Origin of the sequence: Yimella sp. NH-Cas1 (genome assembly GCF_022359705.1) — a bacterium.
Lineage (GTDB): Bacteria > Actinomycetota > Actinomycetes > Actinomycetales > Dermatophilaceae > Yimella > Yimella lutea.
In genome coordinates this window covers 421,953-436,278 of the sequence record NZ_JAKSGG010000003.1, presented here as the reverse complement: position 1 = coordinate 436,278, position 14,326 = coordinate 421,953, and the positions used below count along the sequence as shown (strand labels likewise).

Annotated in this window: 12 protein-coding genes and 1 tRNA gene; all 13 read right to left on the bottom strand. The window is 66.8% G+C overall.

Annotation, left to right across the window (positions count from 1 at the left end; genetic code table 11):
• Positions 1 to 49 precede the first annotated feature (49 nt).
• Positions 50 to 976, bottom strand: coding sequence for a Bax inhibitor-1/YccA family protein (locus tag MF407_RS02515; protein WP_141929194.1), 927 nt, complete (start codon positions 974 to 976; stop codon positions 50 to 52).
• Positions 977 to 1,104: 128 nt separating this feature from the next.
• Positions 1,105 to 1,177: transfer RNA gene (locus tag MF407_RS02510), tRNA-Leu, on the bottom strand.
• A gap of 180 nt (positions 1,178 to 1,357) precedes the next feature.
• The gene (locus MF407_RS02505) at positions 1,358 to 2,299 is read right to left on the bottom strand and encodes a Ppx/GppA phosphatase family protein (protein WP_239701159.1); all 942 of its coding nucleotides are present in this window, start codon (positions 2,297 to 2,299) and stop codon (positions 1,358 to 1,360) included.
• Complete coding sequence (locus MF407_RS02500) at positions 2,296 to 2,820, bottom strand: DUF501 domain-containing protein (RefSeq protein WP_239701157.1); 525 nt, start codon at positions 2,818 to 2,820, stop codon at positions 2,296 to 2,298. The genes MF407_RS02505 and MF407_RS02500 overlap by 4 nt, the downstream gene beginning before the upstream one ends.
• Positions 2,817 to 3,221 (bottom strand): septum formation initiator family protein, encoded by a 405-nt coding sequence (locus MF407_RS02495; RefSeq protein WP_168990125.1) that lies wholly within the window; start codon positions 3,219 to 3,221, stop codon positions 2,817 to 2,819. Before MF407_RS02495 ends, MF407_RS02500 begins: the two co-directional genes overlap by 4 nt.
• A gap of 236 nt (positions 3,222 to 3,457) precedes the next feature.
• The gene (eno, locus tag MF407_RS02490; protein ID WP_239701154.1) at positions 3,458 to 4,744 is read right to left on the bottom strand and encodes a phosphopyruvate hydratase; all 1,287 of its coding nucleotides are present in this window, start codon (positions 4,742 to 4,744) and stop codon (positions 3,458 to 3,460) included.
• A gap of 101 nt (positions 4,745 to 4,845) precedes the next feature.
• A complete protein-coding gene (locus tag MF407_RS02485; RefSeq protein ID WP_129624524.1) occupies positions 4,846 to 5,811 on the bottom strand; it encodes a MazG family protein in 966 nt (321 codons plus the stop codon).
• A 12-nt stretch (positions 5,812 to 5,823) separates the two neighbouring features.
• On the bottom strand, positions 5,824 to 6,336 hold the full coding sequence (locus tag MF407_RS02480; protein ID WP_129624525.1) for a hypothetical protein: 513 nt from the start codon (positions 6,334 to 6,336) through the stop codon (positions 5,824 to 5,826).
• A 60-nt stretch (positions 6,337 to 6,396) separates the two neighbouring features.
• Positions 6,397 to 9,948: a transcription-repair coupling factor gene (gene mfd, locus MF407_RS02475; protein ID WP_239702840.1), complete on the bottom strand. Its 3,552-nt coding sequence runs from the start codon at positions 9,946 to 9,948 to the stop codon at positions 6,397 to 6,399.
• 135 nt (positions 9,949 to 10,083) lie between these two features.
• Positions 10,084 to 10,680: an aminoacyl-tRNA hydrolase gene (pth, locus tag MF407_RS02470; protein WP_239702839.1), complete on the bottom strand. Its 597-nt coding sequence runs from the start codon at positions 10,678 to 10,680 to the stop codon at positions 10,084 to 10,086.
• A gap of 100 nt (positions 10,681 to 10,780) precedes the next feature.
• Positions 10,781 to 11,488 carry a 50S ribosomal protein L25/general stress protein Ctc gene (locus tag MF407_RS02465; RefSeq protein ID WP_129624527.1) on the bottom strand — a complete coding sequence of 236 codons (708 nt, stop codon included), beginning with the start codon at positions 11,486 to 11,488 and terminating at the stop codon, positions 10,781 to 10,783.
• A gap of 245 nt (positions 11,489 to 11,733) precedes the next feature.
• Positions 11,734 to 12,714 (bottom strand): ribose-phosphate diphosphokinase, encoded by a 981-nt coding sequence (locus tag MF407_RS02460; RefSeq protein ID WP_129624528.1) that lies wholly within the window; start codon positions 12,712 to 12,714, stop codon positions 11,734 to 11,736.
• 4 nt (positions 12,715 to 12,718) lie between these two features.
• Positions 12,719 to 14,167 (bottom strand): bifunctional UDP-N-acetylglucosamine diphosphorylase/glucosamine-1-phosphate N-acetyltransferase GlmU, encoded by a 1,449-nt coding sequence (gene glmU / locus MF407_RS02455; RefSeq protein WP_345770818.1) that lies wholly within the window; start codon positions 14,165 to 14,167, stop codon positions 12,719 to 12,721.
• Positions 14,168 to 14,326: the final 159 nt, after the last annotated feature.

Sequence of the window (14,326 nt, the reverse complement as noted above, 5' to 3'; positions counted from 1 at the left end):
GAAGAAGGCCCGCACCAAAATGGTGCGGGCCTTCTTGATGCGGTGGTGATCAGTCGCGGCTGATCGCGAGCAGCCGCAGCAACTCCAGGTAGAGCCACGCGATCGACACGATCAGACCGTGAGCCAGCAGCCACGAGGTCTTCTCCGGCACACCGGCATTGGCGGCATACTGGATCGTGTCGAAGGCGATCGCCAGCGAGTACGACGCAAGGGCGACAGCGAGCAGGCACAGGATCATGCCGAAGGTGCCCATGCTGAAGAACCCGAACTGGTCGAGGACACCGGTGAACTGCAGCACCAGGTTGACCATGGCGAACAGGAAGTAGCCGAGCGCGGCGAAGGCGAAGATCCTGCGGGTGCGGTCGTTGACCTTGATCAGGCCGAACTTCCAGCCGGCGAACATGCCGGCGAACACGCACAGGGTCGCCAGCACCGCCTGCGGGACGACGCCGTCGAACATCGTGTTGAAGAACTGGCTGATCGCACCGAGGAAAGCGCCTTCGATGACCGCGTAGGCCACGATCAGGGGCACCGAGATCGTCTTCTTGAAACTGATCACGAAGCCCAGGACGATGCCGGCGATCATGCCGCCCATCCAGATCGCCATGCCGGCCGGACGGTTGTTGGCCGTGACCATCCAACCCGCACCGGCGCTGATCAGCAGCAGACCGAACAGGCCGAGCGACTTGGCGACGACGTCGTCGAGCGTCATCCGCCGACCGGTGGCCTCCGGTGCCATCGGCGCTCCGAACTCAGGGCTGCCGTAGCCGGGAGCCTGCGGTTGCTGCATCGCGTTCGGGTTCATCTGGCCGTACTGGCCCGGCGTTCCGTAAGCCTGCTGGCTGTTCTGCGGACCCGCATAGGGGTCGCCCTGGCCGTACTGTCCGTACTGCGGCTGCTGGCGGTTGCCGAAACCGGCATACTCACCGCGCTGCATGTCTTTCTCGAACCGGTCGAACACCGGGTTGGTTGCCATCGCTCTCCTCCGTCGACGATCGCGTCCCACGGGGTGTGGGCTCAGTCCTCTACACAAGTAAAGCGTTCGGATGGGCGAAATCATCCCCACGCACACCGCGATTGTGGATCGTGACCGCCTCGAGACAGTGCCCCCGACGGGACTCGAACCCGCACTGAAGCGCTTTTAAGGCGCCTGCCTCTGCCATTGGGCTACGGGGGCAGACACAGATTAGACGGTCAGTGCGAGCTGCCCTGCCATGCCAGTGGTGGCACCTGGATGACCACACGGCCAGGCTCGCGCAGGCGGGGCGTCTGGTGGTTCCCGCGAGGAACGAGCTCCGACCACGACCGGCGCAGGAGCCGGTAGAAAACATCCCGGTTCGAGTCCGGTCGGGGACACTCAGTTGTTCGCAACGGAGAGGGCGATTCCGTCGAGGATGTCCTTTTCGCTGGTGACCGTGTGCTCGATCGCGCTGTGCTCACTGACCCGCTGCACGATGGTGCGCCAGATCAGGGCCCCGGCGCCGATGACGTCGACCCGGCCGGGATGCATGAACGGCATGGCCGCTCGCTGCTCCCGGGTCGCGGTCAGCAGTTCGGTGGCGGAGCGTTCGACGTCCCCGATCGGGATACGTGCGCCGTGGATCGCTGACTTGTCATAGGTCGGCAGGTGCAACGCGTTCGCGGTGATCGTGGTGATGGACCCGGCGAGACCGACCAGCGACCCGATGCCGTCGAATCCGACCGCGTCCTGCGCCTCGTCGATCGCGGCGTTGATGTCGCGCAACGCGCCCTCGATCTCGTCCGGGGTGGGCGGGTCGGACTTCAGGTGGCGTTCGGTCATCCGGACGCATCCGATGTCCATCGAGATCGAACGCTCCACCTCGTCGGTGCCGCGCACGAACTCGGTCGAGCCGCCGCCGAGGTCGACGACGAGGTATGGCGACGCAGCGTCCTGGGCGATGAGATCGCCGGTGGCGCCACGGAAGGACAGCGAGGCTTCTTCGAGCCCGGAGACGACCTCCGGATCGATGCCATAAACGGCGAAGGCCGCGCGCACTCCGTCGATGAAGTCCTGCGCGTTGGACGCATCACGGGAGGCGGATGTCGCGACGAAGCGCACCGCCTCCACGTCGAGTTGTTCGCAGACCTTGGCGTAGTCGTTCGCGGCGTCGAGGGTGCGTTCCATCGCGTCATCGGTGATGCGACCGGTGATGTCGACGCCCTGCCCCAGGCGCACGATGCGCATCGTGCGCTCGACATCGGTCAGCACGCCGTCGTCGATGTCGGCGACCAGCAGTCGGATCGAGTTCGTGCCACAGTCGACGGCGCCGACCCTCATGCGTTCTCCCGGTGGTCGATGTTGGAACAGCAGCCGTTCTCCCACCAGTTCGGCAGTGCGGCAAGAGCCTTGTCCCCCAATGGATTCACGCCGGGTCCGACGGCGATCGAGTGAGCGACCAGCACGTGCAGGCACTTCACCCGGTCGGGCATCCCGCCGGCGGAGATGCCGTCGATCTCCTCGACCTGACCGAGCTCGGTGCGGCGACGCAGGTAGTCGTCGTGGGCCGCGCGGTAGGCGGCGGCGAGTTCGGGATCGTCCTTGAGTTCCTGCGTCATCTCGCGCATCATCCCGTTCGCCTCGAGCGTGCTGATCGCTCCGGTCAGGCGCGGGCAAGTCGCGTAGAACGAGGTCGGGAACGGCGTGCCGTCCGGCAGCCGCGGCAGGGTGCGGACGACGGTCGGGCAGCCGCACGGGCAGCGCCCGGCGATCTCGACGACACCCCGCGGCAGGCGTCCGAGTTGGCGTTCGACGGCGTCCAGATCCGCTCGGTCGATGTCGGGGTGGCTCTCTGCGGTCACTTCTTGTCGCCCCGGTTGGCCGCGAGTGTCGACTGCCACACCTGGCCGTACCAGGGGTTGGTGGAGACCTTCTTTCCCGACGGGTCGACGGTGCCGACCGGCTTGCCGTTCTCGTCGACGAGGACGGTCAGCGTCTCTCCCGGGCTGACGAAGCCGAGGCGGTCACGTGCCTGCTGCTTGACGAACTTTGGGTCGTTCGTCCACTTCTTCAGTTCGGTCTCCTTGGTGGAGACGTCCTTCTGCTTCTGGGTGACCTGCGCACCGAGCTCGTTGATCTGGTGCTTCTGCTGCAGGTAACTGTTCAGCGTGGGCGTGATGATCACGGTAAGGAATAGCAGCAGGACACCGAGGATCGTCATCCTCTTCATCGACTGCGGACGCCGACGAGTGCGCTCGCGCATCGCGGCGAGACGACCGGTGGCCGAACTGCCGCGCGAGGCGTCGCGGTGTTCCGGACGCGTGCTGCCCCGTCGCGCGGCGGCAGGACGAGACGTCGACCTACCGCGGTCACGGCCGGTGTTTCGACCGGCGGGTCGCGAATCGCGAGTCATCGGAACAACTTTCGTCGAATCTGTGGATCGGTCGGGTCAGGGTGTGACTCGGCTCGGGCGCCGCGAACGACGCCCGAGCCGGTTCATCACTTCTTCTTGGCGAAACGCGGGAAGGCGGCGGCGCCGGCGTACTTCGCGGCGTCGTCCAGCTCCTCCTCGATGCGCAACAGCTGGTTGTACTTCGCAACGCGGTCGGAACGGGCCGGAGCGCCGGTCTTGATCTGGCCGCAGTTGGTGGCGACGGCGAGGTCGGCGATCGTGACGTCCTCGGTCTCACCGCTGCGGTGGCTCATCATGCAGCGGTAGCCGCTGCGGTGGGCCAGGTCGACGGCATCCAGCGTCTCGGTGAGCGAGCCGATCTGATTGACCTTCACCAGCAGCGCGTTCGCGGTGTCGGTGTCGATACCGCGCTGCAGGCGCTCGGGGTTGGTGACGAACAGGTCATCGCCGACCAGCTGCACCTTGTCGCCGAGTTCGGCGGTCATGGCCGCCCAGCCGTCCCAGTCCTCCTCGTCCAGCGGGTCCTCGATCGAGACCAGCGGGTACGCGTCGACCAACTCGGCGTAGTACTTGATCATGTCCTTCGAGGACTTCTTCTTGCCCTCGAAGGTGTAGCCCTTCTTGTCGCCGAACTCGCTGGCCGCGACGTCGAGCGCGAGCCCGATGTCCTTGCCCGGCTCGTAACCGGCGGCCTTGATCGCCTCGATGATGAGGTCGAGTGCGGCGCGGTTGGACTCCAGGTTGGGGGCGAAGCCACCCTCGTCGCCGAGGCCGGTGGACAGCCCCTTGTCGTGCAGCACCTTCTTGAGGGCGTGGTAGACCTCGGTGCCCCAGCGCAGACCTTCACGGAAGGAGTCGGCGCCGATCGGGGCGATCATGAACTCCTGGATGTCGACATTGGAGTCGGCGTGCGCTCCACCGTTGAGGATGTTCATCATCGGGACCGGCAGCACGTGGGCGTTCGGGCCGCCCACGTAACGGAACAGTGGCAGGCCGGCCGACTCCGCTGCCGCCTTGGCGACCGCGAGCGAGACGCCGAGGATGGCGTTCGCGCCGACCTTGCCCTTGTTGGGGGTGCCGTCCAGTTCGATCATCTCGGTGTCGATGAGGCGCTGCTCGTCGGCGTCGTAACCGAGCAGGGCCGGCGCAAGCTGCTCGACGACGGAGTCGACGGCGTCCTCGACACCCTTGCCGAGGTAACGCTTCTTGTCCCCGTCGCGGCGCTCGACGGCCTCGAACTGACCGGTGGACGCTCCGGACGGAACCGCCGCGCGGCCGAGGGCGCCGTCGTCCAGGACGACCTCCACCTCGACGGTCGGGTTACCGCGGGAATCGAGGATCTCGCGGGCGATGATGGCGTCAATGCTGGCCAAGACAGGCTCCTGAACTATGGAAGTCACGGATACGACTCCACCCTAACGGCGTGCGGTTCTACGGGCAGGTAGCGACAGGCTCGATGCCTGTGGCAGCCGGCTCAGCCGGAAGCGAGGCGGCGGACGGCGTTCCGCAGAGCCTGGTCGGCGTCGACGCCCTCGGCGCGCGCCCGAGCCACGAGAGCGAGCAGCCGGTCGCCGATTCCGTCCCCCGTGGGCACATCCTGGTGACCGGCGCGCTCGCGACGCGCGAGCACCTTGTCGGCCACGATGAGGGTCGACAGCGACTTGGGGACGCCTTCGAGCAGCGGCGTCTCACTGTCCGCACGCTCGGCCTTCTCCGCCGCCTTGATCTGCTCCCAGGCCGCCTCGACCTCTTCGGGCGTGGACGCGTCCCCGTCGGCGAAAACGTGGGGGTGACGCCGAATCAGCTTGTCCACCAAGGCTGCTGCGACGTCGTCGATGTCCCAAGGGTCGTCCGGGTCGTCGGCGGCGATACGGGAGTGGAACAGCACCTGCAGCAGGACGTCGCCGAGTTCCTCGCGCAGATGCGTTCGATCCGCGGAGTCGATGGCCTCGACGGTCTCGTGAGCTTCCTCGAGCAGGTATTTGGCCAGGGACTCATGGGTCTGCTGCGCATCCCAGGGACAACCGCCGGGCGAGCGAAGGGTGTCCATCACGGCCACGGCGTCGGCAAGGCGAGCGCCGGGTTGGTCCCACGAGCCGACGAGCATCTCGACCGGGGCAGGATCGGCCGCCCGGGTCAGTTCGCCGGCGAGCGCATCGGTGAGCCCGGGATCTCCGTCCGGGGAGACGATCCAGACGACCTTCTGCCCGACTGCGCGCTGCGCGAGCTCGCGACCGAGCTCCATCGTCGATGCGGCCTGTGAATCCTCGACGGCGACACCGGAGCTCGCGATCGCGCTGGCCACCGGGTCGTCGACCGAGCCGGCCAGCACGAGGTCGGCCTCGTCGAGTGCACGCCAGGCGTCTCGCGTCAGCACGCCGGCCGGGACACGCGGACTCGTGACCAGCAGCGTCAGGCTGCCGGCGTTGTCACCGGGCACCGGGTTGCCCGATCAGCGCGCCTGCTCCTGCGGTGCGCCCTGCTTGATCCAGTTGCCGGTCTGGGAGACCGGACCCTCGCCCTTCTTCCACGTGCCGTAGCGCGGGTTGAGCTTCACGTCGGCGTCCTTGAACAGCTTCTGCAGCGCGGGGCCGCCCTGCTGAGACTCGCGCAGATTGGAGAAGTGCATGCTTCCCTGGACGGTGCGGATCGCGGACTGCGAAGGGTCCTTGACGGTCTTGAACGCTGCCTTCGCGGCATCGACCGAGGAGTAGACGCCGTACTTCTTGGCGATCTGTTCCATCTGCGGACCGAGCACCATGAACACAGCGGCGGACGTGCCGTCGAAGTTGGAGCTCGGTGCTTCCTTGGTGATGTCGGTGACCGCGTCCTGCACCTGTTCGGTGGTGACCTTCTCGCCCCGGTAACTGGCGGCGGTGCCGGGGGACGTGCCGCACCCGGAAAGTGCGGTCGCGACAGCCAGAGCTGCAACAGCGGTGGTGACGCGCATCGTGCGACGGGACATGGGTTCCTCTCCGGGATGATCGAGCGGCTTCATCTTGCCACGAAGGTGTGACTGCACCGATCAGCCCTTGGGGTCGTCCAGCAGGATGCTGCGGATGAAGTGCGCCGCCCACTGCAGCACTTCGGTGTTGCGCACCGGCTTGCCGCCGACCGGGCTGGTCATCGGCGCCGGCACCAGGATGGTCTTCAGTGCCGGGTTGAGCTTCGCGCCCTTGTACAGCCGCTCGAGCCGCAGCTGCCGGCTCTCCGGAAGAGACTCCACCGGACCGAACCGGATGAACTTGCCCTGCGTCCCTACGTCGCCGATACCTGCCTGACGGGCCAGCACGCGCAGTCGTGCGACCTCGAGCAGGTGCTGCACGGGCTCGGGCGGTGCACCGTAACGGTCGAGGAGTTCCTCTGCGATCTCGGCGAGTTCGTCCTCGGTGGTGACCGTCGCGAGCTTCTTGTACGCCTCCAGACGCAGCCGCTCCCCGGGCACGTAGTCGTGCGGCAGGTGGGCATCGACCGGGAGTTCGATCTTGATCTCGGCCGGGCCGCGATCGGGTTCGTCCCCGCGGAAATCGGCGACGGCCTCACCGACCATGCGGACGTACAGGTCGAACCCGACGCCCGCGATGTGGCCCGACTGTTCGCCGCCGAGCAGGTTTCCCGCGCCACGGATCTCGAGGTCCTTCATCGCCACCTGCATGCCCGCCCCGAGGTCGGTGTGCTGTGCGATGGTCTGCAACCGGTCGTGCGCAGTTTCGGTGAGCGGCTTCTCTGTCGGGTAGAGGAAGTAGGCGTACGCGCGCTCGCGCCCGCGTCCGACGCGTCCACGCAACTGGTGCAGCTGGGACAGACCGAGGACGTCGGAGCGTTCGACGATCAGGGTGTTGGCGTTGGAGATGTCGAGCCCGGTCTCGACGATCGTGGTGCAGACGAGTACGTCGAGGCGCCGCTCCCAGAAGTCGACGACGACGTCCTCGAGACGGTTCTCGGACATTTTTCCGTGGGCGGTACCGATGCGGGCCTCGGGCACGAGCTCGCGCAGTCGAGAGGCGGCCTTCTCGATCGTCTGCACCTTGTTGTGGACCAGGAAGACCTGTCCCTCGCGCATCAGTTCACGTCGGATCGCGGCGACGATCTGCTTCTCGTCGTAGGCACCGACGAAGGTCAGCACCGGGTGCCGCTCCTCGGGCGGTGTTGCGAGCGTGGACATCTCACGGATCCCGGTGACCGCCATCTCGAGCGTTCGGGGGATCGGCGTGGCCGACATCGCGAGCACGTCGACCGCCGTCCGCATCTGCTTGAGCTGCTCCTTGTGCTCGACCCCGAAGCGCTGCTCCTCGTCGACCACAACCAGACCGAGATCCTTGAACTGGATCTCCTTGCTGAGCAACCGGTGTGTACCGATCACGAGATCGACTGCGCCACTTGCCAATCCGTCGATGACCTCGCGCGCTTCTTTGTCGCTCTGGAAACGCGAGAGTGCCTTGACGGTGACCGGGAAGCCGGCGTACCGCTCGGAGAAGGTGCTGAAGTGCTGCTTGACCAACAGCGTCGTCGGCACGAGCACAGCGACCTGCTTGCCGTCCTGGATCGCCTTGAACGCGGCGCGGACGGCGATCTCGGTCTTTCCGTAGCCGACGTCGCCGCAGATCAGGCGGTCCATCGGCACGGTCTTCTCCATGTCGGCCTTGACCTCGTCGATCGACGACAGCTGGTCGGGCGTCTCGACGAACGCGAACGCATCCTCCAGTTCGCGCTGCCACGGGGTGTCCGTGGCGAATGCGTGTCCCGGGGTGGCCATGCGTGCCGAGTAGAGCCGGATCAGTTCACCGGCGATCTGGCGGACGTGTCGACGCGCCCTGGATTTGGTCGTCTGCCAGTCGGATCCGCCCATCTTGTTGAGGGTGGGCGCCTCGCCGCCGACGTACCGGGTGATCTGGTCGAGTTGGTCGGTCGGGACGAACAACCGGTCCCCGGGCTGGTTGCGCTTGGACGGCGCGTACTCCAGCACGAGGTACTCGCGGGTCGCGCCGCCGACAGTGCGCTGCATCATCTCGACGAACTTGCCGACACCGTGTTGTTCGTGGACGACGAAGTCTCCTGGGCGAAGTTGCAGCGGGTCGACCTGGTTGCGTCGACGCGACGGCATACGGCGCATGTCCTTGGTGGAACCGCCTCCGGTCTGGTTCGAACCGATCAGATCGGACTCGGTGACCAACACGAATTCGCTTGACGGCAGCGCGAATCCACGCCCGAGGGTAGCCACAGCGGTCGTGACGCGTCCCTCGGTGAGGTGCTCGTCGAGCGGCACCTCGTGTTCGATCAGCAATTCGCGGACGCGTTTGGCAAGACCCGGACCGTCGGTGAGCATCAGTGTCCGCAGACCCGCTGCCGCCCAGGTGCGGATGTCGGCGATGGCGGCCTCGGTGTCGCTGCGGTACTGCGGCACCTCCTCGGTGCGGATCGTGACCCGCTCCCCCGGCATCTCGTCCTCGCTGAACTCGGTGAGTTCCTCATCCGTCGCGAACGACGACATGGACCACCACGGCAGTCCGTGATCGAGGGCGTGGTCGCGCAGTTCGACCAAGGACCAGTAGGACGCGGTGCCGAGCACGCTCTGCAGGTCGACCGGGATCACGTTGCCGGCAGCGGCGTTGGACCAGCTGGCCTCCAGGAACTCGTTGCTGGTCGCGACGAGGTCGTGTGCACGGGTACGGACGCGTTCGGGGTCGGACAGCACGACGTGAGTGCCCTGCGGCAGCACGTCGAGCATGGTCTCCATCTTGTCGCCCAGCAGGATCGGCGACAGTGACTCCATGCCCTCGACCGAGATGCCCTCGGCGACCTTGTGCAGCATGTCGGCGACACCGGGCAACTGCTTGGCGAGCACCGCGGCCCGCTCGCGTACGTCGTCGGTGAGCAGCAGTTCGCGGCACGGCGGCGCCCACAGTCCCTGTTCGGCGATCTCCATCGAACGCTGGTCGGCGACCTTGAACCAACGGATCTCATCGACCGTGTCCCCGAAGAAGTCGACGCGCAACGGGTGCTGTTCGGTGGGCGGGAAGACGTCCAGGATGCCTCCGCGCACCGCGAACTCGCCACGGCGTTCGACCAGGTCGGTGCGGGTGTACGCGGCGTCGACGAGCGCCTTGACGACGTCCTCGAGTTCGGCGTCCTGACCGGCGACAAGGCTCACCGGCACGAGGTCGCCCAGGCCCTTGGCGATGGGTTGCATGACCGCCCGCACGCTCGCGACCACGACGTCGAGGGCTCCGTGAGTGACGTCGTTCTGGTCGGGGTGCGAGAGCCGGCGCAGAACGGCCAATCGGCGTCCGACGGTGTCAGAGCGTGGGCTCAGCCGCTCGTGCGGGAGGGTCTCCCAACTGGGGAACTCTGCGACCTTGTCCTCGCCGATCAGGCTACGCAGCGCGGTCACCATGTCGCCCGCGTCACGGCCGGTGGCGGTCACGACGAGCAGCGGCGTCCGCGCGCCGGCCGTGTTCATCAGTGCGAGCAACGGCGGACGCAGGCCGGGTGCCGATGCGATGTCGACCATGTTCGCGTTGCCGCGATGACCCAGAACTCGCTTGACCCCCTCGTCCTGAGCGAGCAGGTCGAGCATCGGTTGCAGCGCACTCACAGCGTGGGGACCCTTCGGGCAGACAACACAGAACGCCCCGGATCAGGAAATGACCAGGGGTTGAGCTCCCATTCTACGCCTGTCAGCCGGGTGAACAGACAGCCCGGAACGGCCGGCTCAGCGTGCGTGGACCTTGTTCTGCGCGTCGGCGAGCCCGAGGTCGACCAAGGTCTGTGTGGCGTCCGCTGCATCGTCGATGAGGAAGGGCAGTTCCTTCTTCTCGGTGGCGTTGAAATCTTTCAGCACGAAGCCGGCGACATCCTGTCGTCCGGGCGGTCGGCCGATACCGACGCGCACCCGCAGGTAGTCCTTGGTGCCCAATGCGCTTGATATCGAACGCAATCCGTTGTGCCCGCCTTCACCGCCACCCTTCTTCAGGCGCACGTCGGCGAAGTCGATGTCCAGTTCGTCGTGGATCACGATCAGCTTCTCGACCGGCACCTTGAAGAAGTTCATCAGTGACTTCACCGGGCCGCCGGACACGTTCATGTACGTCGTCGGACGGGCGATGATCGCGGCCGGACCACCGGGAGCACCGGAGGGCTGCGGGAGACGCACGGACGCACCGAGGGCCTGCGCCTTGTGCGCCTTGAGGGTGGAACCGGTGCGTCGAGCGATCTCCTCGATCACCATGACGCCGACGTTGTGCCGGTTGCCGGCGTATCCGGGGCCGGGGTTGCCGAGTCCGATGATGAGCCAAGGTTCCACGGGCAGTCAGTATGCCGGGTGGGTGGGGAGCGCCGAACGTGCGCCCGAAATGCACTGCGGCCCGGGCATCCAGTGGATACCCGGGCCGCAGCCACTGAGGTGAAGGTCAGGCGTCCTCGCCCTTGTCGCCCTCGCCCTCGGACTTCTCTTCGCCGTCGCCCTCGCCCGCGGTGGACTCGTCCTCGGCGGCCTCCTCGTCGGACTCCTCGTGCTCGATGCCGGCCTCGGCCTCGGCCTCGGCAAGCTCGGCTTCCAGCGCTTCGGCGGAGACCTGCTGAGTGACGTTGACGACGAGCAGTTCCTCGTCGGCGATCAGGGTGACGCCCGAACCGAGCTCGACGTCCTTGGCCAGGATCTGCGAGCCGGCCTCGAGACCCTCGACGGAGACGGTGAACGACTCCGGGATGGCCAGCGCGTCTGCCTCGACAGACAGGACGCTGTTCTCGACGATGACGTTGGTCTCGACAGCAGCCTCGCCCTCGACGTGCACGGGGACGTCGATGGTGACCTTCTCGCCCCTGCGGACGGTGACCAGATCGATGTGCTCGATGAACGGACGCAGCACCTCACGCTGGACGTCCTTGGCGAGAGCGAGCTGCTCCTCACCGTTCGGCATCACGATGGTCAGAACGGCGTTCGGGTTCTTCAGCGCGAGCATCGTGGCGTGGCCCGGAAGGGTGATGTGCACGGGGTCGGCGCCGTGGCCGTAGATAACGGCCGGGATCTGGTCGGCGCGACGGATGCGGCGAGCCGCGCCCTTGCCGAACTCGGTACGGTCCTTCGCCTCGAGGCGGAGGCTGATTTCCTTGGCCATGATCTGTTCCTTAGCGGGAGTCGGGATGAGGGTCGTCCCCTCGGCACGGGAAGCTCGCGCGGGACACAGGTGGGTTCCGTGACGCTACGGGTAGAAGGCTCGACGTCGAGCACTGCTCGATGGAGCTGATTCCACCGCGTCGATCACGGACCGCCTGCATACGCACGCGACGTCCCTCGCCGAGGCAACGCCGACCATCCTACGGGCGCGGCCCGCACCCGCCAAATACGCCCAAATACGATCGGTCAGCCGAGTCCGTCGAACATCGAGGTGACCGAGCCGTCCTCGAACACCTGGTGGATCGCCTCGGACAGCAGCGGCGCGATCGACAGCGCGGTGAGCTTGTCGAACTGCTTCTCCGGGGTGATCGGCAGGGTGTCGGTGACGACGACCTCGCGGGCCACCGAGTCCCGCAGTCGCTCCACCGCGGGACCGGAGAAGATCGCGTGCGTAGCCGCGATGATCACGCCGGCCGCCCCGTCGTTCATGAGAGCCTCGGCCGCGTTGCAGATGGTGCCGCCGGAGTCGATCATGTCGTCGACCAGCACGCAGGTGCGGCCCTCGACATTTCCGATCACCCGGTTGGCGACACTCTGGTTCGGACGCGTGACGTCGCGCGTCTTGTGGATGAACGCCAGCGGCGCCCCGTTGAGACGCTTGCTCCACTGTTCGGCGACCTTGATGCGGCCGGCGTCCGGGGAGACGACCGCGAGATCCTCGCCCTCGTACTTCTTGCCGACGTAATCGGTGAGGATCGGCAGCGCCTGCAGATGGTCGACCGGACCGTCGAAGAAGCCCTGGATCTGGTCGGTGTGCAGGTCGACCGCCATGAGGCGGTGCGCTCCGGCGACCTTGAACATGTCGGCCATCAGACGCGCACTGATCGGCTCACGACCCCGGGACTTCTTGTCCTGGCGGGCGTAGCCGTAGAACGGCGTGATCACGGTGATGCGCTTGGCGGAGGCGCGCTTGAGCGCGTCCACCATGATCAGCTGCTCCATGATGTTGTGGTTGATCGGTGCGGTGTGCGATTGGATGACGAACGCGTCGCAGCCACGGACCGATTCGTCGAATCGCACGTAGGTCTCGGAGTTGGCGAAGTCGCGCGCCTCGGTCGGCACGAGCGTCGTGCCGAGCGAGTCGGCGACCGCCTGCGCCAGCGCGGGGTGAGCACGGCCGGAGAAGACCATCAGGTTCTTCTCGGTGGTGGCCTTCATTCCGCTCATGTGTTCAGTTCCCTTCACTGGTGCTGCGTGCACGGGCGGCCCTGGCAGCCTCGTCCGTCTTGGTTCCGGCACGGCGGCGCTCCACCCAACCGTCGATGTTGCGTTGGCGCCCGCGGGCCACCGCGATCTGTCCGGGCTCGACGTCCTTCTCGACCGCTGAACCGGCACCGACGTACGCACCGTCGCCGATGGTGACCGGCGCGATCAGCACCGAGTCGGATCCGACGAAGCTGTGCGCCCCGACGTTCGTGTGGTGCTTGGCCACTCCGTCGTAGTTGGCGAAGATCGTGCCCGCCCCGATGTTGGCGCCCTCACCGATCGTCGCGTCGCCGCAGTAGGTCAGGTGCGGCACCTTGGCGCCGTCACCGATCTTGGCGTTCTTGGTCTCCACGAACCCGCCGATCTTGCCGCCGGTGCCCAGTTCGGTGCCCGGACGCAGGTAGGAGTACGGACCGACGGTGGCGTCCGCGCCGATCACCGCGAGGTCGACATGCGCACGGACGACGCTGGCGCCGTCACCGACCTCGGCGTCCTTGAGCGTGGTGTCCGGACCGATCTCGCAGTTCTCGCCGACGGTGGTGGCGCCCTGCAACTGACAGCCGGGGTGAATCACGGTGTCGCGTCCGACGGTGACGTCCGCGTCGATCCAGGTGGACTCGGGATCGACCACGATCGCACCCGACTCGCGCATCAGCTTGTCGAGCAGGCGGCGGTTGAGTTCGCGGCCGAGCTTGGCCAGCTGGGCCTTGTCGTTGACGCCTTCGGCCTGGACGAGGTCGGTCAGCACGTCGGCGATCACGCGCCGCCCCCGGGAGACGGCGAACTCGACGACGTCGGTCAGGTACTTCTCCCCCGCGGCTTCGTTGATCCCGAGGCTCGCGAGCGCCTCTCGCAGCAGATCGGCGTCGAAGGCGAAGATGCCCGAGTTGAACTCACGGATCTCCAACTGCTCCGGGGTGCACTGCTTGTGCTCGACGATCGCGACGACGTCGCCGGACTCATCGCGCACGATTCGCCCGTATCCCGTTGCGTCGCTGAGGATTCCGGAGATCACGGTGACGGCGGCGTCGTTGTCGGCGTGGGTGTCGGCCAGGCGGCGGAGCGTGCCGGCCTCGAGCAACGGGGTGTCACCGGTGGTCACGATGACGGTGCCGTGCAGGTGTTCCGGGAGCGCCAGCAGACCACACTCGGCTGCGCGCCCCGTGCCGTAGATGTCGTCCTGGAACGCGACCACGATCTCGGGCAGAGCCTCACGAGCTGCGGCGGCGACCTTCTCGCCCTGAGCCCGGACCACGACGGCGACGTGCTCGGCGCCCGCACCGGAAGCCGCGCTCACCGCGTGACCGACGAGGGTGCGTCCACCGATGCGGTGCAGAGCCTTGTTGATGTTCGACTTCATCCGAGTGCCGTCACCGGCGGACATGACAATGACGGCTGCAAGGGGTGCGCGCACGCGGAGACTCCTGAATGCGGTCGGGAGGGTGGTGTCGTTCCGAGGCCGATGCTACCGCTCCGTCACCTGCCGTTCGTTCGCGCTCGGTCGGTCGGGTCATGCCCGATCACGCAGCGAGTGGAGTCGGCATCCCGGTCGTTCGTGCAAGGACTTCTTCGA